This is a genomic window from Psychroserpens sp. (genome assembly GCF_034670085.1).
GTDB lineage: Bacteria > Bacteroidota > Bacteroidia > Flavobacteriales > Flavobacteriaceae > Psychroserpens.
This window is the reverse complement of sequence record NZ_JAXMOD010000001.1, coordinates 772,899-798,163: the sequence shown is the minus strand read 5'-3', so window position 1 is coordinate 798,163 and position 25,265 is coordinate 772,899. Positions and strand designations below refer to the sequence as shown.

General features: G+C 34.0%; 17 protein-coding genes and 9 tRNA genes. 23 read left to right on the top strand and 3 right to left on the bottom strand.

Annotated features, from left to right (window positions below; all coding sequences use genetic code 11):
* Window positions 1-10 precede the first annotated feature (10 nt).
* From VOI25_RS03435 to VOI25_RS03370, 14 genes are all read left to right on the top strand, one after another.
* A complete protein-coding gene (locus VOI25_RS03435) occupies window positions 11-613 on the top strand; it encodes a carboxymuconolactone decarboxylase family protein (protein ID WP_323787549.1) in 603 nt (200 codons plus the stop codon).
* A 752-nt stretch (window positions 614-1,365) separates the two neighbouring features.
* Window positions 1,366-1,947: a hypothetical protein gene (locus tag VOI25_RS03430; RefSeq protein ID WP_323787548.1), complete on the top strand. Its 582-nt coding sequence runs from the start codon at window positions 1,366-1,368 to the stop codon at window positions 1,945-1,947.
* A 33-nt stretch (window positions 1,948-1,980) separates the two neighbouring features.
* A tRNA-Tyr gene (locus VOI25_RS03425) sits at window positions 1,981-2,063 on the top strand.
* Window positions 2,064-2,068: 5 nt separating this feature from the next.
* Window positions 2,069-2,141: transfer RNA gene (locus VOI25_RS03420), tRNA-Asp, on the top strand.
* A 5-nt stretch (window positions 2,142-2,146) separates the two neighbouring features.
* Window positions 2,147-2,218: transfer RNA gene (locus VOI25_RS03415), tRNA-Glu, on the top strand.
* 5 nt (window positions 2,219-2,223) lie between these two features.
* A tRNA-Lys gene (locus tag VOI25_RS03410) sits at window positions 2,224-2,296 on the top strand.
* A 10-nt stretch (window positions 2,297-2,306) separates the two neighbouring features.
* Window positions 2,307-2,378 (top strand) — tRNA-Ile (locus VOI25_RS03405).
* A 5-nt stretch (window positions 2,379-2,383) separates the two neighbouring features.
* Window positions 2,384-2,456 (top strand) — tRNA-Leu (locus VOI25_RS03400).
* Window positions 2,457-2,542: 86 nt separating this feature from the next.
* A tRNA-Arg gene (locus VOI25_RS03395) sits at window positions 2,543-2,614 on the top strand.
* A 5-nt stretch (window positions 2,615-2,619) separates the two neighbouring features.
* Window positions 2,620-2,690, top strand: a tRNA-Gln gene (locus VOI25_RS03390).
* 156 nt (window positions 2,691-2,846) lie between these two features.
* Window positions 2,847-2,919: transfer RNA gene (locus VOI25_RS03385), tRNA-Phe, on the top strand.
* A gap of 2,061 nt (window positions 2,920-4,980) precedes the next feature.
* On the top strand, window positions 4,981-6,078 hold the full coding sequence (locus tag VOI25_RS03380) for a slipin family protein (RefSeq protein WP_323787547.1): 1,098 nt from the start codon (window positions 4,981-4,983) through the stop codon (window positions 6,076-6,078).
* 73 nt (window positions 6,079-6,151) lie between these two features.
* A complete protein-coding gene (locus VOI25_RS03375) occupies window positions 6,152-6,586 on the top strand; it encodes a DUF1801 domain-containing protein (protein ID WP_323787546.1) in 435 nt (144 codons plus the stop codon).
* 482 nt (window positions 6,587-7,068) lie between these two features.
* The gene (locus VOI25_RS03370) at window positions 7,069-7,278 is read left to right on the top strand and encodes a hypothetical protein (RefSeq protein ID WP_323787545.1); all 210 of its coding nucleotides are present in this window, start codon (window positions 7,069-7,071) and stop codon (window positions 7,276-7,278) included.
* A 256-nt stretch (window positions 7,279-7,534) separates the two neighbouring features.
* Here the strand turns inward: VOI25_RS03370 and VOI25_RS03365 are convergent, their stop codons facing one another.
* Together VOI25_RS03365 and rsmI are read right to left on the bottom strand one after the other, a co-directional pair.
* Window positions 7,535-8,107 (bottom strand): uracil-DNA glycosylase family protein, encoded by a 573-nt coding sequence (locus VOI25_RS03365; RefSeq protein WP_323787543.1) that lies wholly within the window; start codon window positions 8,105-8,107, stop codon window positions 7,535-7,537.
* A 67-nt stretch (window positions 8,108-8,174) separates the two neighbouring features.
* Complete coding sequence (rsmI, locus tag VOI25_RS03360; protein WP_323787633.1) at window positions 8,175-8,846, bottom strand: 16S rRNA (cytidine(1402)-2'-O)-methyltransferase; 672 nt, start codon at window positions 8,844-8,846, stop codon at window positions 8,175-8,177.
* 89 nt (window positions 8,847-8,935) lie between these two features.
* On the opposite strand from rsmI, the gene VOI25_RS03355 reads away from it, so the two are divergent.
* Window positions 8,936-12,313 carry a gliding motility-associated C-terminal domain-containing protein gene (locus tag VOI25_RS03355; RefSeq protein WP_323787542.1) on the top strand — a complete coding sequence of 1,126 codons (3,378 nt, stop codon included), beginning with the start codon at window positions 8,936-8,938 and terminating at the stop codon, window positions 12,311-12,313.
* Window positions 12,314-12,324: 11 nt separating this feature from the next.
* On the opposite strand, the gene VOI25_RS03350 is transcribed toward VOI25_RS03355, so the two are convergent.
* Window positions 12,325-13,053 (bottom strand): hypothetical protein, encoded by a 729-nt coding sequence (locus tag VOI25_RS03350; RefSeq protein WP_323787541.1) that lies wholly within the window; start codon window positions 13,051-13,053, stop codon window positions 12,325-12,327.
* A 102-nt stretch (window positions 13,054-13,155) separates the two neighbouring features.
* Here VOI25_RS03350 and VOI25_RS03345 point away from each other — a divergent pair, with 102 nt between their 5' ends.
* The 8 genes from VOI25_RS03345 to VOI25_RS03310 all read left to right on the top strand — a co-directional run bounded on the left by VOI25_RS03345 (window position 13,156) and on the right by VOI25_RS03310 (window position 25,225).
* Complete coding sequence (locus VOI25_RS03345) at window positions 13,156-13,803, top strand: thymidine kinase (protein ID WP_323787540.1); 648 nt, start codon at window positions 13,156-13,158, stop codon at window positions 13,801-13,803.
* Window positions 13,796-14,905 (top strand): alanine racemase, encoded by a 1,110-nt coding sequence (alr, locus tag VOI25_RS03340; protein ID WP_323787539.1) that lies wholly within the window; start codon window positions 13,796-13,798, stop codon window positions 14,903-14,905. The genes VOI25_RS03345 and alr overlap by 8 nt, the downstream gene beginning before the upstream one ends.
* A gap of 84 nt (window positions 14,906-14,989) precedes the next feature.
* A complete protein-coding gene (gene mscL, locus VOI25_RS03335) occupies window positions 14,990-15,394 on the top strand; it encodes a large conductance mechanosensitive channel protein MscL (RefSeq protein ID WP_323787538.1) in 405 nt (134 codons plus the stop codon).
* Between the two features lie 132 nt (window positions 15,395-15,526).
* Window positions 15,527-16,516 carry an aspartate-semialdehyde dehydrogenase gene (locus VOI25_RS03330; RefSeq protein WP_323787536.1) on the top strand — a complete coding sequence of 330 codons (990 nt, stop codon included), beginning with the start codon at window positions 15,527-15,529 and terminating at the stop codon, window positions 16,514-16,516.
* 216 nt (window positions 16,517-16,732) lie between these two features.
* Window positions 16,733-18,115 (top strand): Ig-like domain-containing protein, encoded by a 1,383-nt coding sequence (locus VOI25_RS03325; protein WP_323787535.1) that lies wholly within the window; start codon window positions 16,733-16,735, stop codon window positions 18,113-18,115.
* Window positions 18,116-18,142: 27 nt separating this feature from the next.
* Window positions 18,143-20,164 carry an FG-GAP-like repeat-containing protein gene (locus tag VOI25_RS03320; RefSeq protein WP_323787534.1) on the top strand — a complete coding sequence of 674 codons (2,022 nt, stop codon included), beginning with the start codon at window positions 18,143-18,145 and terminating at the stop codon, window positions 20,162-20,164.
* An 80-nt stretch (window positions 20,165-20,244) separates the two neighbouring features.
* Window positions 20,245-22,662 carry an FG-GAP-like repeat-containing protein gene (locus VOI25_RS03315; protein WP_323787533.1) on the top strand — a complete coding sequence of 806 codons (2,418 nt, stop codon included), beginning with the start codon at window positions 20,245-20,247 and terminating at the stop codon, window positions 22,660-22,662.
* A 91-nt stretch (window positions 22,663-22,753) separates the two neighbouring features.
* The gene (locus VOI25_RS03310; RefSeq protein WP_323787532.1) at window positions 22,754-25,225 is read left to right on the top strand and encodes an FG-GAP-like repeat-containing protein; all 2,472 of its coding nucleotides are present in this window, start codon (window positions 22,754-22,756) and stop codon (window positions 25,223-25,225) included.
* Window positions 25,226-25,265 lie beyond the last annotated feature (40 nt).

Below are 25,265 nucleotides of genomic sequence, written 5' to 3'. Positions count from 1 at the left end.
AACATAACATATGGCATTAGTTACTCCTTTATCTGCAGAACACGATCTAGAAACAAAACAACTCGCAGAATTCTTTAATGAAACCCTTGGATTTTGTCCTAATTCAGTACTAACAATGCAACGTCGTCCTGCGATTAGTAAGGCATTTATCAATTTAAATAAAGCGGTTATGGCTAACGAAGGTCGTGTAACCTCAGCCTTAAAACGAATGATTGCTTGGGTGAGTAGTAACTCAACAGGTTGTCGTTATTGTCAAGCACATGCTATTCGCGCAGCAGAACGTTATGGAGCTGAACAAGAACAATTAGACAATATTTGGGAATACAGAACGCACTCCGCTTTTTCTAAAGCAGAGCGTGCTGCTCTAGATTTTAGTTTAGCGGCTTCTCAAGTGCCAAATGGTGTAAATGCCGAGATTAAAAAACGTTTATATGAACATTGGGATGAAGGTGAAATTGTAGAAATGCTTGGTGTGATTTCTTTGTTCGGATATTTGAACCGTTGGAATGATTCTATGGGAACAGACATAGAGGAAGGTGCTATTGAAAGTGGCAACCAATATCTAGGCAAACATGGTTTTGAAGTTGGAAAACATGATGGTTCAAAGTACTAATCACATTTAAAAATTTCATTTCAAATTTTCTATTTAAAAAACTTATCTATATTTGTGGCACAAATGAGCACTACAATAGTACATATTGCACCTAAATCACTGATGTGTCAGTGGGATTACCGAGGAAATAGCGAATTATTCCATCGGTCAAGGACGTTATGTAACTATTTTTAATCATTTTTCAACATGATTTAAACACAAAAACTATAAATAGTTAAGAGCGTCCAAAGTATTGGACGCTTTTTTTATGAAATAAAATGAAAAAATTTGAAACTAGATTTTAAAAAATAAAATAATAGGACTTGAAGACTAAGCAATTGGGAGACAAACTCTTGCAACATATCTTAATAATCTGCATAACGCGGACAGGACTACTCTTGTTTAAATTTGAATGTAACTAATTGATTATCAATAAAATAAATTGCTTTTTTATTTGGATTTTAAAAAATAGTTTTCATCTTTGCATCGCAGAATTAAACAAACCTATTCTGTATAATATCATAAATAACAAAAACAAAGAAGCCATGCTAAAACATAAAGTAGCATTTCAAATTTTGAGTAATGACCTAGAGTCATTAATTAGGCTTCGGTATTTTCTGTAAATCACTTTCCAGATAAGAATCCGAAGCAAACAAACTGTTTCGGATTTTTTTATTTCAAAAATCAACAAATAATTCAATCTGATCAGATTTAAACGTTCAGCTAATTAAGCGAACATTTAAAACACTATTAATCTATTGAATAAAAATATTATGGAAACTAATTTACATAACCAATATGTCTTTAAAGCAGTTGAAGCTTACCCTTGGGAATTAGAAAAAGCAGTTGAAGCTTTACACTATGCTTTATCCTACGATCCTGAAAACGTAAAAGCTTTACACTTAATGGCGAAAGTTCATTATGAACAATTAGGTGACAATGAAACAGGCAAATTATATTTTGAAAAGGCTTTGGCTAGTAGAATGGATATACCAGAAATCTATCCAGACTACATCAGATTATTAATTAATAACGATGACTACAAAGAAGCTCAAAGGTTAATTGATTTTGCCAAAACTGTTAAAGGTATTGATAAGGCTGGAATTGCACTTACTCAAGCTCAGTTATATGAATGTATGACCTTGTTTGGAGAGGCTGAAAAAGTCTTAAAAGACGCGAAGCAATTAGCTTTAAACAATGATTTTATTTGCTATGTAGATGATATATTATCTCGAGTAAAAAAGAAGAAAAAAATTCAAGCTAATGAAAATAGAATCATTGAAAATCAGTCAAAAAAAGAAATAGAAACCACAAATAAAAGTTGGTTTCAAAATAGACTGAATAGTTTATTATAACAATTCTCCTGATAATTTCTCAGGAGAATTACTGGGAATTCGTCAGCGTTGGAGAGCTGAAGCTGTCTGTAAAACAGTTGTTTAATACTGAGTAGGTTCAAATCCTTCAATTCCCACAAATAGTATCGTAGCTCAATGGTAAGAGTGCTCGGTTGTCTCCCGAGAAGGTGCGAGTTCGAATCTCGTCGGTACTGCAAAAGCTCCGTTGGTCAAATGGTTAAGACACCTGACTTTCTATCAGGAATTAAGGGTTCAATTCCCTTACGGAGTTCAAATTGAAGTATAGCTTAATTGATAAAGCACCAAGCTTTTAACTTGGGTGATTTGGGTTCAAATCCTAATGCTTCAACTAATTATAATGAGGTATAGCTCAGTGGTAGAGCATCGTTCTGATAAGACGAAAGTCCTAGGTTCAAATCCTAGTATCTCAACAATTGCAGGAATGGCGAAACGGTAAACGCGCTTGACTTAGACCCAAGAGACTGGGAGTTCGAATCTCTCTTCCTGTACTAAAACTGCTTCGCTGGCCAAACTGGAAAAGGCAACACGTTTAAGCCGTGTGACTTCTTGGTTCGAATCCAAGGCGAAGTACAATAAACTTATGGTGTAACGGATAGCACGCAAGGTTACGAACCTTGGAGTATGGGTTCGAATCCTATTAAGTTTACAAATTAACCTGTGGTGTAATGGCAGCATTCAAGACTTTGAATCTTGAGGTAGAGGTTCAAATCCTTTTAGGTTATCAGAATAGTGACTTTTATAAGTTAAAAATTTCTCTCAGTACAAGAGAAATAGAGGGTTAAACTTTTAAAATCGCTAATAGTGTCTATAGTGTAATGGCTCGCACGAGAAGTATCATCTTCTTAGATTAAGTTCGAATCTTGATAGACACTTAAACTGGAATAGTAGCAAAGTTGGTCAATGCATCGCACTGAAAATGCGAAGATATAGGTTCAATTCCTATCTGTTCCACTAAATAACGTTCATTGAAATCGTATGAAATTCAAATATTGAGTTTCATAATAAAAAAACAATCATTCTTTAATCTCGGTTAATGAGTGATGAGGCGGCTTATCGTCTTTAGATAAACTTGGTAACAAGGATAAATCTACTTGCAGACACTGTAAGTGGAGACTGTTTTCTTTTGAAAATAGTGCAGGTAAGCAAGCAACAAACATAAATCACTATGTGCTAGGGACAACCGTTGAAGCATGCTAAGGATTTATAGCCAATATTTTGGAGGCTTGAGGTGGAGACACCAACAGAAAAAGTTGTAGTACTAGGTTACGTATTGGTTATCCAGCCTTGCGGAGCTTATTGCAGTATAAAAGGTATCCGACAGGAAACTGTTCGATAGCTTAACCTACCGTGTGTTGGGAAACACACAAGGAGAAGGTTGGTATTTTGTAGGCTAAAATCTACGAAGCCATTTTCGAAGCCCTTCTCCTAGGTCAAGACATTTATGTCTAGGTTCGATTCCTAGTATCTAAACCAAAAGTTGGATATAGCTCAATTGGTAGAGCACTGTAATTTACATACAGCGAAAAAAGCATAAGACTTCGGACATTGTAGCAGCTAGTAGTTGCCTAAACCCATTGCAATATATGGGACGATAGAGGTCGCAAGCCTTTATTGTGCGGTGAACATTCTAATAAGCCGCCTCAAGAGAGGACGTTTATGAATGGTGAGGGAGCCAACCCTCGTAATTGCAAAGCGTGGCTTTAATGCCACTATGCAAGCCAAGTCTAAGTTGCCGAACGGCTACAATGTATTTAGGCATCAGACAAATACGTGCTTCTCTAAGCAATGAGATGCGCGTGGAAAACTAGGGAAAGGCGTTAGCTATAATCCTAGGAAAGTTTGTCTACAAGCGCAGGTATTCTCAGAACGCTTTTTTAAAATATGTTAAACCTCTTTAGCTCAAAGGGAAGAGCTATGGTAAAAGATCCTTATCGCAGCCATGGAGTGATTGGATGATGTTGTTAGCGACGCGCTTGCTAATGAATAGAATTTGCAGAAGCACCGAAATTAACAGGATTAAAAGTAGGGAAGCGCATTTATAGCCAATCTGTCCACTATTAGTGGAAGTACCAGTTCGAATCTGGTAAGAGGTACAAAAAAATAGATTCCTGCCAACGCAGGAAATGATATCAAGCTAGTCTTGTTGGGTGTTTCGGTATAGCACTATTGTATAATTCGTTGCAGAAACGCATCACGTTTTATATCCAACTAGACTTGAAGGATGGACTGTTATCCAAAAAATAGTCGCCAGTTCTATGTACATGGGTTCGAATCCCATCTTTCCCACTATTGTATACCGATTATATGGGAAAGTAGCTCAGCGGTTAGAGCAATAGATTGTTTTGTTGTCGGTTCGATTCCGATCATTTGCTTGGATAGTGATATTCATTGGCATATGTAACTCAATTGGTAGAGTAAACACTGCACTTAAAATGCAGCTCAAAGGGTTTAGGAGATCCACCAAAGCTTATCATCTTGTAAAACTGATAGCCATGCAGTTGGTCACACTGCTCAAATTAAAAATGACTAAACAGTAGGTTGTCAATTGGCTTTAATACTAACATTTAGTGTTCAATTTAAGCAGTCTCTAAAGTTCCTTGAAATACTGATTTATACTAATGAAAACTCTGCTTGTTTTGTAGTTAGATTATAGATGTAAACTGCATTGGTTTAATCTTAAATCCCACTGCACTACATAATTTGTAGCCATTAGTATTATGAGTATTTCCGAAATGAAGCGATGATTTTCAATCTACTATTTTTTATGAATAGGAATCGCGAGAAGGATAGAAGCGACATCCTTTTGCCAAAGCAAAAGATACAGCGGATAGCCTGTTGCACTGCAATTTTTATGAAAGTGCACTCGCCCAAAATATATTTTAAATTATAGAGAAACTCGTCTTTATAATTTGAAGTTGGCAACCCTTCCGTTACAGGTTTTGCCTTGTCTATAGTGGACAACAATTAATGTTTAACCATCCTGAAACGACTTCAGGATAAAAATTAAAAAGGATGAAACGAGTAAGAATTAATGCAGGAAAAGTAGGTTTGGTATTCAAAAGAGGTGATTACGTAAAAGTAATTACTAAGGGAATCCACTGGCTAGGTTTTAATACACGTGTATTAACGTATGACTTGGCGATGGCCTTCAACGCTCCTATTGCGCTAGAACTCTTACTGCAAGACAAAACGTTAGAAGCAATGCTAGATGTCATTGATGTTAAAGACAGTGAATTGGTATTAGTTTACGAAAAAGGCATCTTTAAAACGATACTAGTCGCTGGACGTTATGCATACTGGAAGGGTTTAATTGAACGTGAATTTGTACGTGCTGATTTGAGCAAAATTTATATTACTGAACAAATTGACAAGTCACTTTTTAGCAACTATGAATTGAGCAAATACATTAGAACTTTTGAAGTTGCAACCTACGAAAAGGCTGTACTTCTAGTTGATGATGTGTACACAAAAACCTTGACGGGTGGTACGTATAGGTTCTGGAGAAATGACTCAACAATTAAAATTGCAAAGGCAGATTTACGTCAGTTGCAATTAGAAATTGCAGGTCAAGAATTGTTAACTAAAGATAAGGCTGGTATTCGTATCAACTTTTACACACAGTACAAGGTAACTGATATTGAAAAGGCACTTTTAGAAAACAAAGATTATGAAAAGCAATTGTACATTACTATGCAATTAGTATTACGTGCTTATGTAGGAACTTACACTTTGGACGAATTGTTAGAACGTAAAGATAATATTGCAGAGGCTGTATTTGAAGACGTAAAAATATACGCAACCAAATTAGGTGTAACTGTTTTGAACTGTGGTATTAGAGATGTGATTTTAACAGGAGAAATGAAAGAGATCATGAATCAAGTTCTGGTAGCACAAAAAAAAGCACAAGCGAATATTATTACAAGGCGTGAAGAAACAGCTTCAACACGTAGCTTGCTAAATACGGCAAAGTTGATGGAAGATAATAACATGCTGTACAAGCTAAAAGAGATGGAGTATGTTGAAAAAATCGCTGACAAAATTGGCGAAATTACAGTCTCTGGTAATGGCAATATGGTAACACAATTGAAAGAGATTTTCTCTGGAACATAAGTGGGTGTTTTAAATGCGTTAGGAATTATCCTAGCGCATTTTTTATTATACTATTAAACCTCTATATTTAAAAATGAGTATCAGAGGAATTCATCCCGATTTTTTAAAACATTTAAAATTAAAAGACCAATCACTTGTTGATTTATATACAGACTTGCGTGCATTTGTTTTAGAAATTCATCCGAAAAGCAATGAATTGCTCTATCATACTCATGCCTTAACCTCGTTATATACAGTTTCAGAAAAAATGAGTGATGGGTTTTGTATGATTCCTATTTATTCCAACCACCTCAACCTTGGATTTAACAAAGGAACGGTTATTAACGATCCTAAAAAATTACTTCAAGGCACAGGAAAATGGATTCGTCATATTCCTATTAAAACTAGTAACGATTATCGAAATAAAGATGTAGAAGCTTTAGTAAAATCTGCTATTGATTTAGCTCTTGAAGATACTACTGCAAAACACATTAATCAAGGGTTGATTGTTTCAAAGATTAAGGATTAACTTTTTCAACCACCAAAATACTATGTCATTCCAACAGAGTGACGCATGAACGACGAGGAATCTCATTATTTAGATTCTTCGCGTTGCTCTGAATGACATTTTACTTATATAGCATAGTTTGCCTCTTCAGAAATGGAGAGGTTTTTTTGTGCCAAAACACCAAACAATGTTGGGTAATTCTTAATTCATTAATAATTATAATTGTGTGATTTTAGTGTTCTGTTTTATTAAATAACCAATATATATTTTATTTCTTATAATAAAAAAATAATCAAACTGTTGATTTTAAGCTACTTATCATCGTGCCCTTTTCGTTTGTAGTATTGTAACATATATTCAACGCTAATTGAATTTTTACTGTCCTATTTTAAAAACAGTCTATTCCGTAGGTTTGTTTTCAATAGGATAAACAAAATTCATATAAAACCATGTCACAGCAATTATGACTAGTTGGTTTTAGTTTAGTAAAAAATAAATTAACTATGGAATATATAAAAGAAATAGGCTCATTAGCCGCAATTGCTTGGGTCATGGTAACTTTAATTAAAGAAATAGGTAAATCTATAAGAATTACTCAATTTAAAAAAATGAAAAAATCTAAAATAGAATTAACTGGAAATTATGAAAAAAAATCTAAAAGCCACGATGAACAGCGTTTCACAAGTAATAAAATAAATAATCGTTTAAAATAAATTTTAGATTACTAACAAAAGCTATTCATTTAAAAATTAATCCTTTATTTCGTATTGATGATTAATATTGATATAAGCATACTATCTAAGTTAAAAGGAAAACATCTTCATAAGTCCTTTAAATACTTCGTGTTTATGATTGTTTTTCTTGCTCTGTTACTTGGCTATCTTCTCATTTTTCATAATAATAAATTAATTAAAATTTTTGAAGTAATTTAACTGTTTGATTCTTTTTGTGTAAGTGGAGGTTTAACTATTAATTTAAAATCTTTTTAATGGTTTGACTTAATTCTGGCAAAACCTCCTTGTCAAACCAAGGATTCTTTGTTAGCCAAAATCGGTTTCTCGGACTAGGATGAGGCAATGTAAAATAGGTAGGTAAATACGCTTTGTAATTCGCTACGGTTTCAGTTAAGGTACGTTTAGCTAGTTCTTTTAAATAATAGTTTTGGGCATACATGCCAATTAAAATCACCAACTCCACTTTTTTCATTTCATCAAATAAAGGTTGATGCCATTGTGGTGCACATTCTTTTCTTGGTGGTAAATCGCCACTTTTTCCTTTTCCTGGATAACAAAATCCCATAGGAATAATAGCAAACTTTGTGTCATCATAAAACTCATCAGCAGACACATCTAGCCATTTCCGTAATTGTTTTCCAGAAGCATCATCCCAAGGAATTCCAGACGCATGAACTTTAGTTCCTGGAGCCTGACCAATAATCACAATTTTAGAATCAGGATGTCCCGTTGCAATAGGTCTTGTACCAAGTGGTAAATGCGCTTTGCAAATACTACATTGTCGTATGTTGTATAACAATTTTTCCATAAAATAAAGATTCTTCGCTGTGTACTTCGACTGCGCTCAGTGTGACACTCTGAATGGCAAAAATGGACTATTTTTTACCTCCAACAACAATCACAATTTCTCCTTTTGGTGGCTTATTCGTATAATGTTCTAAAACTTCTTTTGCAGTGCCTCTTATGGTTTCTTCATACAGTTTAGTGAGCTCACGCGACACAGAAACTGGTCGGTCTTCTCCAAAATACTCACAGAAATTAGCCAAAGTTTTTAGCAGTTTATGTGGACTCTCGTAAAAAATGATCGTTCTAGGTTCTTCAGCTAACACTAGTAATCGCGTTTGTCTCCCTTTTTTCACGGGAAGAAACCCTTCAAAGACAAACTTGTCATTTGGTAATCCAGAATTGACAAGTGCTGGAACAAAAGCTGTAGCACCAGGCAAACAATCGACATCTATATTGTTTTCAACACAAGCTCTGGTTAACAAAAATCCAGGATCTGAAATTGCTGGTGTTCCTGCATCACTAATCAGTGCAATGGACAATCCGCTTTTAAGTTTTTGAATTAAACCATCAACCATTTTGTGTTCGTTATGCATATGATGACTTTGCATGTGAGTACCGATTTCAAAATGCTTTAGTAGCTTTCCTGAAGTTCGAGTGTCTTCAGCAAGAATTAAATCGACTTCTTTGAGAACCTCAACGGCTCTAAAAGTCATATCTTTTAAATTTCCGATTGGAGTTGGAACGATATAAAGTTTAGGCATTATAATTTTGATTGTTTCCAAATTTACAATCTTTAGTCTATATTAACGCAACCATTAGTACAATTTGGCATCTAGAAATAAACCAACCTATGTTAAAGACGTGTTTCTTTTTTCTTTTTTTGTGTGCTTCTTTTTTTCAATCTGAAGCTCAAAACACAGATTTAGCCGTATTAGTTGAAGCACAAAACACAAGTAACACAGAAGTTTCTCAAGTTCATATTTACCAAGAATTTCAATACATCATCACGATACTCAACTCTGGAAATTTAGTAGATAATGCAACATTTACACAAGAGATTAATGCCAATGTAAACGTCGTTTCATTTGAATATCAAAACGCTTCTGGAGGCGCAGGAATTGTGACCAATTTAGTTTTAGACGACAACACAAATGACTTGTCTGGAACTGTAACAACATTGCCAACAAATTCTAGTATTGAAGTAAAAGTAACTGTCATTGCACCAACATTTGTAGGTGGCATTGCAACGAATGTTGCTGTTTTTCCTCCAGAAAATACAACTGATATTGATACCACTAATAACCAATCTATCATCTCCTTAGATGTCACAGATCTTGATATAGATTTTACCGTTGTCCTCAATCAAATTACACCAAATGAAGGTACACCAATAAATACTTGGGGAGATAATGTAACCTATCAATTTACAATAAGTAACAACAGTAGCATTGCATTTCCTTTAGATATTTTTAGCATGTCTATGATTAGTAATCCAGTCGAAAATGGAGAACCTGATATACAGGTTCAATCATTAGAATGCATCAGCAGTACAAATGGTGTTATGTGTCCTGATGATCTTCCATTTTCAACAAGTATAGTTAATCTTGGAAGTTCTCCTGAAGTTTTCGCATTTAATGACACCATTATATTTCCTGTAAATGGAACCATTACTTTTGAAATAGTTGTCAAATTTCTTGAAGGTCCATGCGCAGAAACTCCCGATGTTATTAACATAGAAAGTGTTGTTGAAATAGAATTAAGCCATGATAATTTGTCTCCAAACGAATCAAATGTTGTCAACACACTTTTATTAACTCCAGAAGCCTGTTTATTAACAGATCTTGTTATTGAAACCGAAGTAATTCAACCAACAAGTGGAGGTATAAGCAATTGGAGTGATATCGTGATTTTGGAAACTGTGGTTACCAATCTTGGAACATTTGATGTTCCCATTCAGTTCTTTTTACAAAACCTATCTTCAGCAGCAGGCTCATGGAATTTAATAAGTGTCACATGCACTGGGACAACAGGTCCTTTTAATTGTAGTGATCTTAATATTAGCTTAAATGGAGAATCATGGAACACTCTTACTTTTAATATTCCGCCAGGAGTAACAATTACTATTGAAACAGTTTTAAATTATGTGGAACCACAATGCAGTCCTAATCCTACCTTCTTTACTTCGCAAATAAGAAGTGCTATTAATATCATTCCCGATGATATTATTGATATTGATTATAGTAATAATTTTGATGATGATTATGTTGTTCTTTTTCCTGCTGAACAATGCACATTTTCAGACTTAACGGTTACCAAAAGACAAATTGATCCAGTGTTTCCAATTGGTAGCTCAGACCAAAATCCGATGCCTTGGGGAAATGTAACTTATGAAATTACAGCAAGTAATATTGGAGATGAAGACAGCTATATGACTCTGATAGATTTATATGCAAGTTCGGGATTTAATGCTACGGGTATTTTACGAAGTGTTGATTGTGTGTCTGCAACTGGAGGAGCTTCATGTGGTACTATTTCGATTCAGAATATTGATGTAGAAATAGATCAAACGTCATCAGATACTGTGTTTTGGGAAATTACTCAAGATGATAATTGGTTTATGCCTGTTGGTTCTTCTGTGACATTTAGAACTGCTCATTCTTGGCTGCCAGAATGTAACGACGAACCAATTCCTGTCATTAACAATGTAAATGTTTCTGCTTATGGCGGAATTCCTGATGGGAATATTACAAATAATGGGTTTTCAGCAACTACCTATTTCACACCTTGTGTAGATTTAATCATACAAACGATTCCATCGATTTCTACAATTCCTGTAAATTCAACTTTCAATTGGATCGTTGACATTACTAATAGTAATACTAGCTCAACTGCTATAGATGCTTCTTTCACAAATATCTTAAATCCTGCATTTACTATTTTAGGACCTCCAACATGCCAAATACAAAATGGCACAGCAACATGCATTTCAAACTTTAATATAACTGGTTCTACAATAACTGGAACGATTCCTTTGCTGGAGGCAGCTTCAACCATTCGTGTATTAATTCCTGTGCAAGCTCCAAATTATGGAGGTGTTTTTAATAATACAGCAAGCGTTTTTCCCAGTGCGATTAATAATGAAGAATTAACTCCAGAAACTAATATTTCGATTAGTAATGCTCAAGTGGTTTCGCCTACTTTAATCAAAACCTATAATCCTGATACTATTATCGCTGGAGCCATAAGTACATTGACGTTTGTCGTTAATAATACCGCAACAAATCCTGCACAAACCGATATTTCTTTTACCGATCATCTTGGACTTGAATTACGTCTGGTTGATTCTCCAATTTGGGTAAATGCTAATGGATGTACTGGAAATTTTGTTGGAATTTCAGGTGATCATTTTGTAGGTGTAACTGATTTAACGTTTCCAGAAGGTGTTGAAAGTTGTACGTTTTCAGTTGAGGTGACTTCAGATAGTGTTGGAATATATTTAAATGATAATTCAAACTTTAGCGATCAGAATAATATTGATACAACGCAAACAGAAGCAACACTAACTGTTTTAGAAGATACGTCCAATGTTGATATTGAACTACTGAAATCAGTTTCCCAAGCATCTGTGTTTTTAAATGATGAAATCGATTTTACGATTACTGCTACTAATCTTGGTACTACAACAGCTACACAGATTGAAATTCTTGAGAGTTTACCCACAGGATATCAATATCTCTCTCACTCAACAACTCAAGGAACCTATGATCTTGTATCTTCAATATGGAGTTTGTCCAATTTAGATTCCAATCAATCTGAAAGCTTAACCATTACAGTTCGTGTAATTTCTTCGGAAAATTTATTGAACATTGCTATTTTAAATCAGGTGACTGAAGTGGATAGAGACCACTCAAATAATGAAGATTCTGCAGAAACTTCGGTTGACAATTGTTTACAAATTCCTCAAGGGATTTCACCTAATAATGATGGATTAAATGATCTGTTTGTGATTCCATGTTTAGAGTTATATGCTGAAAATTCTATAAAAATATTTAATCGCTACGGAACACTCATTTTTCAAACAGATGCTTATAAAAACGATTGGAATGGTAGAGCGAACACAGGGTTTCCTAAAAACTCTGGTTTACTCCCAGTAGGTACTTACTATTACATCTTAGAAATTTCTGAAACCATAAAACCTGTTATTGGTTGGGTGTATTTAAACTATTGAAAGTAATTTACTTAACTAAACTTCTTATCAATAATTTCCATAAAACGATTTTCGAGTTCTTCTTTTCCAGACCAATCATTATAATCTGGTTTGACAATATCGTTTATAAACCGCATTGCATCATCAAAAGATTGTGATGTGTTTAACTGAGAAATAACTCTGTCATAATCTTCCGCTTTGCCATCAAATAGTTGCTTAATAAATGCCAGTTTATCATTAAGGCCTATGTTTATTGCTCCTTTTTTTAATTTATCGTTTAAAGATTTTTTAGCATTCGCTTCCGATACTGGTTCAAATTCTGGCATGTCTTCAAAACCAGCAGTAATATCTTCTAAATGTGTTACTGGTTTTTCTTTTTCGGCTACAACAGTTTCTATCATATCATCAACTTGTTGAGATTCTTGTGGCATTTGAGCAACCATATCTTTTATTTTCTCCATTACTGGTTCATAGATATGATCATCTTCTTTTTCATCAAGATTGACATATATTTTATCTTCAATTTCAATATTATCACTTACTTTATTATTAAACGCAGTGTCTAACATCTCAAAGAAAGAAGAGTTGCTTCCTATGGTTGGTAAATCTCCTTCAAAATTTTCATGAGCGAATTTTAGAACACTCAATTTCTCAAATAGTGCCGAAACTTCGGTATGCATCTTTAAAACATCCTCCTTTCCTTTTAGTTTTAAAATTCTGTGAGCAATGCTTACTAATTCAGATTCTAGCTTCTTCTTCATAACTTTTAAATTTAAAACGAATTTTTGCGATTGATTTTTAATAAATTTACGCCACCCTTATTCAAAACGAGTAAAGGGTTTGTTTAGTGTTAAAATTACAAAATGTTTCTCGAAAATACAGTAAATCATAAAGAACAATTTGGATGGATTGAAGTTATTTGTGGCTCGATGTTTTCTGGTAAAACGGAAGAACTGATTCGCAGACTAAAGCGTGCCAAGTTTGCAAGGCAAAAGGTTGAAATTTTTAAGCCTGCAATTGACGTGCGTTATGATGAAGAGATGGTTGTATCTCATGATTCAAATGAAATTCGTTCAACTCCAGTTCCTGCAGCTGCGAATATTCCTATTTTGGCTGACGGTTGTGATGTTGTTGGTATTGACGAAGCTCAATTCTTTGATGATGAGATTGTTCGAGTTTGTAATGATTTAGCAAATAAAGGAGTTCGCGTCATTGTTGCTGGTTTAGATATGGATTTTAAAGGTAATCCGTTTGGTCCAATGCCAAATTTAATGGCAACTGCGGAATATGTGACCAAAGTGCACGCCATTTGTACACGTACTGGAAATTTAGCACAATATAGTTACCGTAAATCTACAAATGATAGCCTAGTTCTACTTGGTGAAGTTGATGAATATGAACCTTTAAGTCGTGCTGCATATTATAAAGCGATTCTTCGTGACAAGGTGCGAAATATGAACGTAAACGATGCTGAAGAGGTAGTGACAAAAAAAAATAACTCTAATGCCTAAAGCGCAAGAAACGGTACTTGAAATAGATTTAAAAGCACTCAAACACAACTTCGAGTATCTTAAATCTAAAACTCAAAAAGACACTAAAACCTTAGCTGTGGTTAAAGCGTTTGCTTACGGAAGTCATGCAGATACCATTGCTAATTGTCTTCAAGATTTAGACGTTGATTATTTTGCCGTGGCCTATGTTTCTGAAGGCATTGCACTTAGAGATGCTGGAATCATTAAACCTATTTTAGTTTTACATCCTCAAGTCATAAATTTCAAAACTCTCATTGAAAAGTGTCTTGAACCTAGTCTTTATAATGCAAAGGTTTTAAGAGAATTTATTGCTGTCGCTTTAGAAGAAGGGCAAACCAATTATCCTATTCACATCAAATTCAACACAGGCTTAAATAGATTAGGATTTTGGGAAAATGATGTGGATCATATCATTTCAAAATTAAAGGAGACAAATTCTGTAAAAGCTAAATCTGTATTTTCGCATTTAGCAGCTAGTGAAGACCTTTCTGAAAAAGAATTTACAAGTCAACAAATTCAAAATTTTGAAAAAATTGCAAAAGAATTTTCTGAAAAAATAGGATATAAACCATTATTACATATTTGTAATACTTCAGGAATTTTAAATTATCCCGAAGCACATTTCGATATGGTAAGAGCTGGTATTGGATTATATGGCTTTGGTAATTCTGAAAAAGAAAATAAAAACTTTAAACCAATAGCGACTTTAAAATCGGTGATTTCACAAATTCATCATGTTGAAAAAGGAGAAACAGTTGGATACAATAGAGCATATAAAAGTAAGGACTTTACGAAAACGGCAACTATTCCAATTGGCCACGCAGATGGAATAGGAAGACAATATGGCAACGGAAATGGCTATGTCATTATTAATGGAAAACCGGCACATATTATTGGTAATGTATGTATGGATATGATTATGGTAGATATAACAAACATTGACTGTAAGGAAGGTGATGAAGTTATTATTTTCGGAAATCATCCACACTCAGCTTCAGAATTTTCAAAAACCGCTCAAACCATTTCTTACGAAATCATAACTGCAATTTCACCAAGAGTTAAACGTCTGTTTTTAACATAATTAGTCATTGTGGTTATCATTTGTGACTTTTTAACTAAATTAGTGTCATATAAAATATAACTAACTTATAAAACACTAAAAATTATGTTGAAAGAATTTAAGAATTTTATCATGACTGGTAACGTGATTGATTTCGCTGTTGCAGTAATTATGGCAGGCGCTTTAGGTGCTGTTATTAATGGTTTTGTTTCAAATATTGCTATGCCTTTTATTGGGTACTTTGCAGGTGGAATGAACTTTGAAGATCTTCATTACGCTATGGACGGAACAGAATATGCATCATTAGCAGCTGCGAAAGAAGCAGGAGCTGCTGTAATTGCGTATGGATCTTGGATTAACACAATTGTTAACTTAATTATTGTTGGATTTGTAATGTTTATGATTGTAAAAGCATACAATAAAACAAAAGCTCCAGTTGAAGAAGCTGCTCCAGCAGGACCATCAGATAATGATTTATTAGCTGAGATTAGAGATTTACTAAAAAAATAAGTTAGCTTACCGCTACACTATATATTTTTTAAACCTTAACCACCTCATAAAAATGAGGTGGTTTTTTTATGTCTTTATTTAGATTATAAAAATGAATAAATTGCTACTTTTGTTTATCAAAACTTAATGATAATGAAAGTAGCAGTTGTAGGTGCCACTGGCTTAGTAGGCGAAGTCATGCTTAAAGTTCTAGAAGAGCGCAATTTTCCTGTTTCAGAATTAATTCCTGTAGCATCAGAGCGATCTATAGGCAAATTAATTTCTTACATGGGAACTGATTACAAAGTTGTTGGGATGCAAGACGCTATTGCAATGAAACCTAGCGTAGCTTTATTTTCAGCTGGAGGAGACACTTCATTAGAATGGGCTCCTAAATTTGCAGAAGCTGGAATTACAGTTATTGATAATTCTTCGGCATGGCGCATGGATCAATCCAAACAATTAGTCGTTCCAGAAATTAATGCCAGTACATTAACATCAAAAGATAAGATAATTGCGAACCCAAACTGTTCAACCATACAAATGGTTTTGGCTTTAGCTCCTCTTCATACTAAGTATAAAATCAAACGTATTGTTGTTTCAACTTATCAGTCTATCACTGGCACTGGTGTAAAGGCTGTCAAGCAATTAGAGAACGAACTTGCTGGCATAAAAGGAGAAATGGCATACCACTATCCTATTCACCAAAACGCAATTCCACACTGTGATGTTTTTGAAGAAAATGGGTATACTAAAGAAGAAATGAAATTGGTTCGAGAAACTCAAAAAATTTTAGATGATCGCACTATAGCAATTACGGCAACTGCTGTTAGAATACCTACTGCAGGAGGACATAGCGAAGCTGTAAATGTTGAATTTGAGACTGATTTTGATATTTCCGACGTAAGACAATTACTAAACAAATCTGATGGTATTGTTGTTCAAGACAACATTGATGTAAACACATATCCAATGCCAATTTATGCTCATGGAAAAGATGACGTTTTTGTAGGTAGAATTCGAAGAGACGGTTCTCAACCTAATACATTAAATATGTGGATTGTTAGTGACAACCTAAGAAAAGGTGCTGCAACAAACACAGTTCAAATTGCAGAATACTTATTGAAAAAAAATCTACTCTAAGAACATAGGGTTTTTTTACTAAAACCTGTAGGGTTTTAATCGTTTGAGTTGTTATATAGATGTGAATCCATTCTAATTCAAGAAAGGGTCCTCGGTATTTAAGTTTTACAACCTTTATTTCACAACTCTTGTTGTCTGATAAAAAGCGTATTACATCTAATTAATTATACTAATGTTTAATATGTTGTTATATTTACTGTCCAAATTTTACTGTAAATGTTAAAAAATAACCTTAAATCACTTTTGATTATTGTGTTGATGATTTCAATACAATCTTGTGCAGATGATGATAAAAATGACAATTATATTCCTATTGTTATAGAAACATCACCAGATTTTGTTGAGGTTCTTCAGAACAATACTATTCAAATCGACGTCTTAAACAATGATTCTAATGTGCCAATAAATGGAAGTTTGGTGACTAGCAATTCGGCAAATGGTACTATTGAAGTGCTAGACCCGAACAACACACCTGATAATCCTTCTGATGATTTGGTTTCATATACTCCAGATACAGATTTTGTTGGAACTGATATGTTTACTTACACGATTTGTAACAATGTAGAACCTATTAGTTGTTCAACTGAAGATGTAACAGTAACTGTAAACCCTGAATCCGTTGTAGTTTATAATCCAGATGAAATTCCTTATCAAACGCTTTCAGAATATAACTTTTTTGAAGGCAATCTAAATGATTTAGATCCTGTTCCAGGAGTTTTACCTTATGATTTAAACTCTCCTCTTTTTAGTGATTATGCTCACAAAAAACGTTTTGTTTGGATGCCTGATGGTACAATAGCTAATTATAATAGTGATCATACACCTTTAGATTTTCCTGTTGGTGCAATGTTAATCAAGAACTTTTTTTACGACAATGTTCAACCAGGAAACACGACAAAAATAATTGAAACTCGTTTAATGTTTATGACCGATAGTGGCTGGGATTTTGCTAAATATGTTTGGAATGATGATCAAACGGAAGCTACATTTACTGATGACGGAAGCTTTGTTAATGTTGATTGGATAGAAAACGGATCAACAAATTCTGTAAACTATAGAATCCCATCACGTAATGAATGTTTCACGTGTCATAATAAATTTGGAACACCAATACCTATTGGTCCAAAACCTCAAAACTTAAACAAAAATTATAATTATGCTGATGGTAGTTTTAATCAATTGAGTAAATGGGTTGAAGTAGGTTATTTAGAAAACAATGTACCTGCATCTATTGTCTCAACAGTTGATTGGGAAAATACATCACTTCCGTTAGAGCTTAGAGTTCGTTCGTATTTAGATATAAACTGCGCGCACTGCCACTCTGAAGAAAGTTATTGTGAATATCGTCCTTTACGACTAGCCTTTAATGAAAATGACAATGATGTGAACAAAGGCGTATGTGTTACACCAGACACGCAGATTTCACCTTACACGCATATTATTTCTAGTGGTCAAATTGATAAATCTATTTTACACTTTAGAATAAGTTCAACAGAAGAACAATATAGAATGCCGCTTTTAGGGAGAACACTTCAGCATGCTGAAGGTGTAAGACTCGTTGAAGAGTGGATAAACTCCCTAGAAGGAGAATGTGAATAATTAAAATAAATTAGAAAATAAAGTATTATGAAAACAAAATTACTTTTTATAACCATGACGCTTTTGGCGTTTAGCTTTCAAGCATTTGCTCAGCCTGTAAATGATAATTTCTCAGGTGCAGTGCCCATAACACCAGCCTCAGAAGGAACAGGTTGTGTTAGTCCTTTTAACTTACCATTTTCAACAGATGGAACTACAGATAGTGGAGTACAGGGTTCTTGTAGAGCTTCAGGCTTAGACCAGTTTTTTACTTGGACTGCAACTACTTTAGGATTGAATTTTTCTTCACAAAACCCAGGTAACCCAGGAATTGTAGTTTTTGATTCTACTGGAACAATAGAAATTGCATGTACAGATACTTTTGCAACAGAAACCATTGGTGGATGGAATATTGGAGATGACCTAGTTATTCAAATTTATGATTTTGAAGGCACAGGTCTTTCAGATGTAGCGTTTTGTTTAGAAGCAACAAATAATGCTCCAGTCCCAACTCCTGTAACATTTACATCTAGTTCTTCTGGAGCCTCAGGTTCTTATAGAATTGCTTGTGTAGATATGAATGGTGACTTTCTAGATGACTTAGTAACTATTTCATCTACAAATGTTAATATTAGAGAGCAAAACCCAGGTGGAGGCTTTACGACAAAAAACATTACAACTAGTAATGCGAATTTCGAACCAACATGGAGTTTAGCTGCAGCAGATTATAACAGAGATGGCTATACTGATTTACTTTATGGTGCTGGAAATGGCGTAACTTTCATGAGAAGTGATGGTACTGGTAACGGGTTTACGGAAGTTTCTGGTCCACAAGATGTGTTTTCTCAACGTTCAAATTTTGTTGATATAAACCAAGATGGACATTTAGATGCTTTCGTTTGTCACGATGTTGCTCCTAATGTATATTATATAAATGATGGTTCTGGAAATCTTACTTTTAATCAAGGTGGCTTAGGTGACTATTCTTCAGGTGGAAATTATGGTTCTATTTGGATTGATTATGACAATGATAGAGATTTAGATATGTTTATCGCTAAATGTGGTGGAGAAACTGCAAGAAGAATGAACCAAATGCATACTAATGATGGCAGTGGAAACTACACTGAAAATGCAGCCGCAATTGGTTTAGCAGATCCTATGCAAACATGGTCTTCTGCTTGGGGAGATTTTGATAATGATGGCGATATGGATGTTTTTGTTGGTGCTAGTTCAGGTAGTCATAAACTTATGAGAAATGATGGTGGTGTTTTTGTAGACGCAACAGCTGGTACTGGTATAAGTGCTTTAACTCTTACTTCAACTGAAACTGTTACTTATGATTTTGATAATGATGGAAATCTTGACTTAGTTTCTGGTGGAAATTTACTTTTTGGTGATGGAAACTTAAATTTTACTGTGCATACTGGTGTTTTTCCAGGAGCAGGTGCTTATGGCGATGTAAATAACGATGGTTATATTGACGCTTTCAATTCTAGTAATATTTATACAAATAATAAAGAAACTAATAATAACTGGATTAAAATCCATACTGTTGGTACTACAAGTAATATAAATGGTATTGGTGCTCGTGTTGAAATTTATTCTGACTCTGGTATGCAAATTAGAGATGTAAAAAGTGGTGACGGTTTCAGATACATGAGTTCAATGAATGTTCATTTTGGTATTGGTTCAGATACGAATATCTCTCATATCATTGTATATTGGCCAAATTCAGATTGTGAAACCTTTATAAATCCGGCTATTAACCAATCGTTTACAGCCACTGAAGGTTCTGGTGCATCTTGTGACACATTAGGAATTGATGGAGAAGTAATTGGTTTAGACCTAACTTTATCTCCAAATCCTGCAAGTGATATTTTAAATATTTCTACCAAAACACCATTAGATAAAGATACTATTTATACCATCTTTGATATCAATGGGAAACAAATTATAAGCACTAAACTGAAGAATCAAACCATTGATGTCTCTTCATTAAGTTCTGGTAACTATATTCTCAGAATCATATCTGGTCAGGATATAAAAGTTCAAAAATTCATAAAACAATAAATATTAAAAACCTCTAAATATAATTTAGAGGTTTTTTTTTGATTATTTTTAGAAACTATTTACCTAATATTTAAATTATTATGAAAAAAATTACATTAATAGCGCTTCTTGTAATGTCTTATTGTTCGGTTGCTCAGGTTTTGAATGAACCAGCTAATTGGCCAAATAATAGTTGGACACTTACTGGATCTTATGATTCAGATCCAACTATTTTCACAGACAATCCAACCGATAATTCTTCTAACTTTTCATTTGATGAAGATGAAGCCGGACCTAATTCAATAAATAATATTGCAGCTGAATCAAATACAATTGATTTAAGTGCAGCTCATAATGCTGGAGAAACATGGATTACTGTAGTGGGTGCATACGTGCTTAATATTTTTCAAACTGAAGACTTAATAATACAATATTGGGATAATGATGCTTCAAGCTGGCAAAATTTTGATTCAGCCTTAGCTCAAACTAATAATGCACCAACTTCTAATTTTTGCAATGGCAATTCACAACAAGTAAATCAAACCATAAATATCGCTTCTTTTACAACATCTCAATTAACAAATTTTAAATATCGTATCTCATATGATGATAACGGATCTTATGGCTGGGGATTTTGTTTTGATTCGCCTACATTACGTTCTGAAACTCCTCCTGTTTGTCCTAATATTACCAATTTATCGGTAACTTTTGTGTCTTCAGATAGCGCTAATGTTTATTGGGAAGCTGGAGATTTAGAAACGTCATGGGAAATAGCTTTACAAGCTCCTGGACTGGGTATTCCTTCTGGACTTGGAACTACAACTACGACAAATAATCCTCATGTGTTTAGTGGATTAACTCAAAACACACTATATGAAATATATGTTAGAGGGTTTTGTGGTGGAACAGATTTTAGCAATTGGGTTGGTCCAGTAAACTTTACAACCTTGATACCCTCAAGAGTAAACTTTTCTCCGCAGGCTATGTCTATAGGAGGTTACGACTTGACAGTTGTTGATATGAATGGAGACAACCTTGATGATATTGTTTCTGTATCAAATACAAATGTTAATATACATTACCAGTTAAATTCAGGTGGTTTTAGTGTAGTCGATATACCTACACCAAATGCAGACTACTTACCTGGTTGGAGTATGGCTGCTGCCGATTTAGATAAAAATGGATATACAGATTTATTATATGGATCTGGAAGTGGAGTGACTTTTATGAAAGCTAATAATTCTGGAACAGGATTTACTGAAATCTCTGGTGGAGAATATGTGTTTTCACAACGCTCAAACTTTGTTGATATCAATCAAGATGGTCATTTAGATGCTTTTGTATGTCATGATGTTGCACCTAATGTTTATTATATAAATGATGGAAGCGGAAATCTTACCTTTTATCAAGGAGGTTTAGGAGACTATTCTTCTGGTGGTAATTATGGATCTATATGGATAGATTACGATAATGATAGAGACATGGATATGTTTATTGCAAAATGTGGTGGAGAAACCGCGAGAAGAACAAATCAAATGTTAACTAATAATGGTGATGGCAGTTTTACAGAAAATGCCTTTGATTTAGGTCTTGCTGATCCAATGCAAACTTGGTCATCATCTTGGGCCGATTATGATAATGATGGTGATATGGATGTTTTTGTTGGTGCTAGTTCTGGTGCTCATAAACTAATGCGTAATAATGGTAATGGCACTTTTACAGACGTTACTTCTGGAGCTGGAGTTAGTACTGCTCCTAATGGTCATGAAAATGTTAGTTATGATATTGATAACGATGGTTATTTAGATATTTTATGTAATGGTACAATCATGTATGGAAACGGTGATCTTACATTCGAAGATGTTGATAGTACTCAAATCAGTTACTCTAATGGAGCTTTTGGTGATTTGAATAATGATGGTTTTATTGATTCATATTCTAATGGTACTATTTATTGGAATCTTACAACTAGTAATAATTGGATTAAGATAAACACTGTTGGTACTGCAAGTAATATTGATGGTATTGGAGCACGTGTAGAAATCTATACGGATAGTGGTGTTCAAATTAGGGATGTACGCAGTGGTGAAGGTTTTAAATACATGAGTTCTTTAAATACTCATTTTGGTATTGGAAGTGATACAAGTGTTTCACATGTTGTTGTATATTGGCCAAATTCTGAATGTGAAGTGTTCTTAAATCCAGCTATTAATCAAGTGTTTACAGCTGTTGAAGGTTCGGGTGATACGTCTTGTGACGCACTCGGTGTTGATGACGAAGAATTTGCTTCTGATTTCATTTTAACTCCAAACCCAACAAAAAATGTATTACATATTACAACTGGACTGCAATTACAAAATGCATTCTATAATATTTATGATATTAGCGGAAGACGTGTAATGACAAACTCATTAAACAATTCTAAATCAATTGATGTTTCTCAATTAACCGCTGGGAATTATATAATAAGTATTGTGTCGGATAATACAATTAGAAATCAAAAATTTATTAAACAATAAATCTTTTTTAAAAAAGTCAAAAAACCGCTACAATATTTGTAGTGGTTTTTTTTTATTACTTTTATAGACTATTTACCCAAAATAAATTATCATGAAAAAAATTACATTATTAATATTTCTTGTAATGTCTTATTGTTCAGTCGCTCAGGTTCTAAATGAATCTGCTAACTGGCCAAACAATAACTGGACAATTACTGGTAACTATCTCACAGATCCTAATGTCTTTGAGTCAGATCCAACAACTACATCAAATTTTTCTTACGATGATGATGATGCCCAAAACGGAAATGATGATGATATTGCTGCAGAGTCTCCTACTATTGACTTAACAGCTGCCTTTAATGCTGGTGAAACATCAATAAAAGTGGTTTCTGCTTATACATTCAGGAATATTGGAGAGTTACTAACTATTCAATTTTGGGATAACGATGCTTCAAGTTGGATAACACTTGGAGATCCTCTATCTGGTACAACTTCTGGGATTGATAACAACTTCTGTAGTGGCACACGTGTGCCTTTTACTTCTGAATACTTAAATATTTCAAGTTTTACGGCATCTCAACTTCAAAACTTTAAATACCGTATTTCTTATGATGATAATAATATTTGGGGTTGGGGATTTTGTTTTGATTCTCCTACAATTTCTTCTGAATTAACTCCTTCTTGTCCTAATATTAGTGATCTATCTGTAACTTACATTACTTTAGATTCTGCAAATGTCTCTTGGGAAGTAGGTAGCTCAGAAACTTCTTGGGAAATAGTTGTTCAAGCACCTGGAACAGGAATACCTGCTGGATCTGGAACACCTACAACTACAAATAATCCTCATGTGCTAGGCGGTTTAAATATGAACACTTCTTATGAAGTCTATGTTAGAGGTTTTTGTGGAGGAACAGATTTCAGCAATTGGATTGGACCTGTAAACTTCACAACCTTAGTTCCAGCTAGAGTTAATTATGCGCTTCAAGATATGGGCATTGTTGGTAGTTATGACTTAACCGTTGTTGATATGAATGGTGATAACCTTGACGATATTGTTTCTGCTTCATCTAGTAACGTTAATATACATTACCAATTAAATTCAGGAGGATTTAACGAAGTGAATATTTCAACACCAAGTGCTAATTTTTTACCTAATTGGAGTATGGCTGCTGCAGATTTTGATAAAAATGGTTATACTGATTTATTATATGGTTCTGGTAGTGGTGTTACGTTTATGAAAGCAAATAATACTGGAACAGGTTTTACCGAAATCTCTGGAGGAGAATATGTGTTTTCTCAACGTTCAAACTTTGTTGATATTAATAACGATGGGCACTTAGATGCCTTTGTTTGTCATGATGTCGCACCAAACGTTTATTATATTAATGATGGATCTGGAAATTTAACTTTTTATCAAGGTGCTGAATATGATAATGACTGTAATTTAATTTCAACAGACCAAGTTGGAGCTATTGGTGGTTTAGGGAATTACTGTTCAGGAGGAAATTATGGATCTATTTGGATAGATTACGATAATGATAGAGATATGGATATGTTTATCGCTAAATGTGGTGGAGAAACTGCGAGAAGAACAAATCAAATGTTAACTAATAATGGTGATGGTAGTTTTACAGAAAATGCCCTTGCCTTAGGCCTTGCCGACCCAATGCAAACATGGTCGTCATCTTGGGCTGATTATGATAACGATGGTGATATGGATGTTTTTGTTGGTGCTAGTTCTGGTGCACACAAACTAATGCGTAATAACGGTAATGGCTCATTTACAGATGTTACTTCTGGAGCTGGTGTAAGTAGTCCTCCTAACGGTCACGAAAGTGTTAGCTATGATATAGATAATGATGGTTATTTAGATATTTTATGTAATGGAACTATTTTATATGGAAAAGGTGATCTTACTTTTGAAGATGCAGATAATGCACAAATTAATTATAAAAATGGATCTTTAGGTGATTTAAATAATGATGGTTTTATAGATGCCTATTATAATGGTAATATTTATTGGAATCTTACAACTGCTAATAATTGGATAAAAATAAACACTATAGGAACTGCAAGTAATATTGATGGCATTGGAGCACGTGTGGAAATTTATACAGATAGTGGTGTTCAAATAAGAGATGTACGTAGTGGTGAAGGTTTTGAATATATGAGTTCTCTAAATACTCATTTTGGAATTGGAAGTGATACTAGTGTTTCTCATATTATTGTATACTGGCCAAATTCTGGATGTGAATTGTTTTTAAACCCTGGAATTAATCAAACGTTTAATGCCGTTGAAGGTAATGGTGGTTCTTGTGATACACTAGGTGTTGATAACGATGAACTTGCTTCAGATTTTATATTATCACCAAACCCAACTAAAAATGTATTACATATTACAACTGGACTGCAATTACAAAATGCAATCTATAATATTTATGATATTAGTGGAAGACGTGTCATGACGAACTCTCTTAGTAATTCTAATACTATTGATGTCTCTCAACTTACGGCTGGAAATTATATAATAAGTATTATCTCTGGTAATACTATAAGTAATCAAAAATTTATTAAGCAATAGTGCTTATTAATTTATTTTGTAAAAAAGCCGCTACATATAT

Bases quoted from the DNA above. Each gene is read 5' to 3' on its own strand.
- VOI25_RS03435 (WP_323787549.1), top strand. From the start codon at position 11: ATGGCATTAGTTACTCCTTTATCTGCAGAACACGATCTAGAAACAAAA.
- VOI25_RS03430 (WP_323787548.1), top strand. From the start codon at position 1,366: ATGGAAACTAATTTACATAACCAATATGTCTTTAAAGCAGTTGAAGCT.
- VOI25_RS03380 (WP_323787547.1), top strand. From the start codon at position 4,981: ATGAAACGAGTAAGAATTAATGCAGGAAAAGTAGGTTTGGTATTCAAA.
- VOI25_RS03375 (WP_323787546.1), top strand. From the start codon at position 6,152: ATGAGTATCAGAGGAATTCATCCCGATTTTTTAAAACATTTAAAATTA.
- VOI25_RS03370 (WP_323787545.1), top strand. From the start codon at position 7,069: ATGGAATATATAAAAGAAATAGGCTCATTAGCCGCAATTGCTTGGGTC.
- VOI25_RS03365 (WP_323787543.1), bottom strand. From the start codon at position 8,107: ATGGAAAAATTGTTATACAACATACGACAATGTAGTATTTGCAAAGCG.
- rsmI (WP_323787633.1), bottom strand. From the start codon at position 8,846: ATGCCTAAACTTTATATCGTTCCAACTCCAATCGGAAATTTAAAAGAT.
- VOI25_RS03355 (WP_323787542.1), top strand. From the start codon at position 8,936: ATGTTAAAGACGTGTTTCTTTTTTCTTTTTTTGTGTGCTTCTTTTTTT.
- VOI25_RS03350 (WP_323787541.1), bottom strand. From the start codon at position 13,053: ATGAAGAAGAAGCTAGAATCTGAATTAGTAAGCATTGCTCACAGAATT.
- VOI25_RS03345 (WP_323787540.1), top strand. From the start codon at position 13,156: ATGTTTCTCGAAAATACAGTAAATCATAAAGAACAATTTGGATGGATT.
- alr (WP_323787539.1), top strand. From the start codon at position 13,796: ATGCCTAAAGCGCAAGAAACGGTACTTGAAATAGATTTAAAAGCACTC.
- mscL (WP_323787538.1), top strand. From the start codon at position 14,990: ATGTTGAAAGAATTTAAGAATTTTATCATGACTGGTAACGTGATTGAT.
- VOI25_RS03330 (WP_323787536.1), top strand. From the start codon at position 15,527: ATGAAAGTAGCAGTTGTAGGTGCCACTGGCTTAGTAGGCGAAGTCATG.
- VOI25_RS03325 (WP_323787535.1), top strand. From the start codon at position 16,733: ATGTTAAAAAATAACCTTAAATCACTTTTGATTATTGTGTTGATGATT.
- VOI25_RS03320 (WP_323787534.1), top strand. From the start codon at position 18,143: ATGAAAACAAAATTACTTTTTATAACCATGACGCTTTTGGCGTTTAGC.
- VOI25_RS03315 (WP_323787533.1), top strand. From the start codon at position 20,245: ATGAAAAAAATTACATTAATAGCGCTTCTTGTAATGTCTTATTGTTCG.
- VOI25_RS03310 (WP_323787532.1), top strand. From the start codon at position 22,754: ATGAAAAAAATTACATTATTAATATTTCTTGTAATGTCTTATTGTTCA.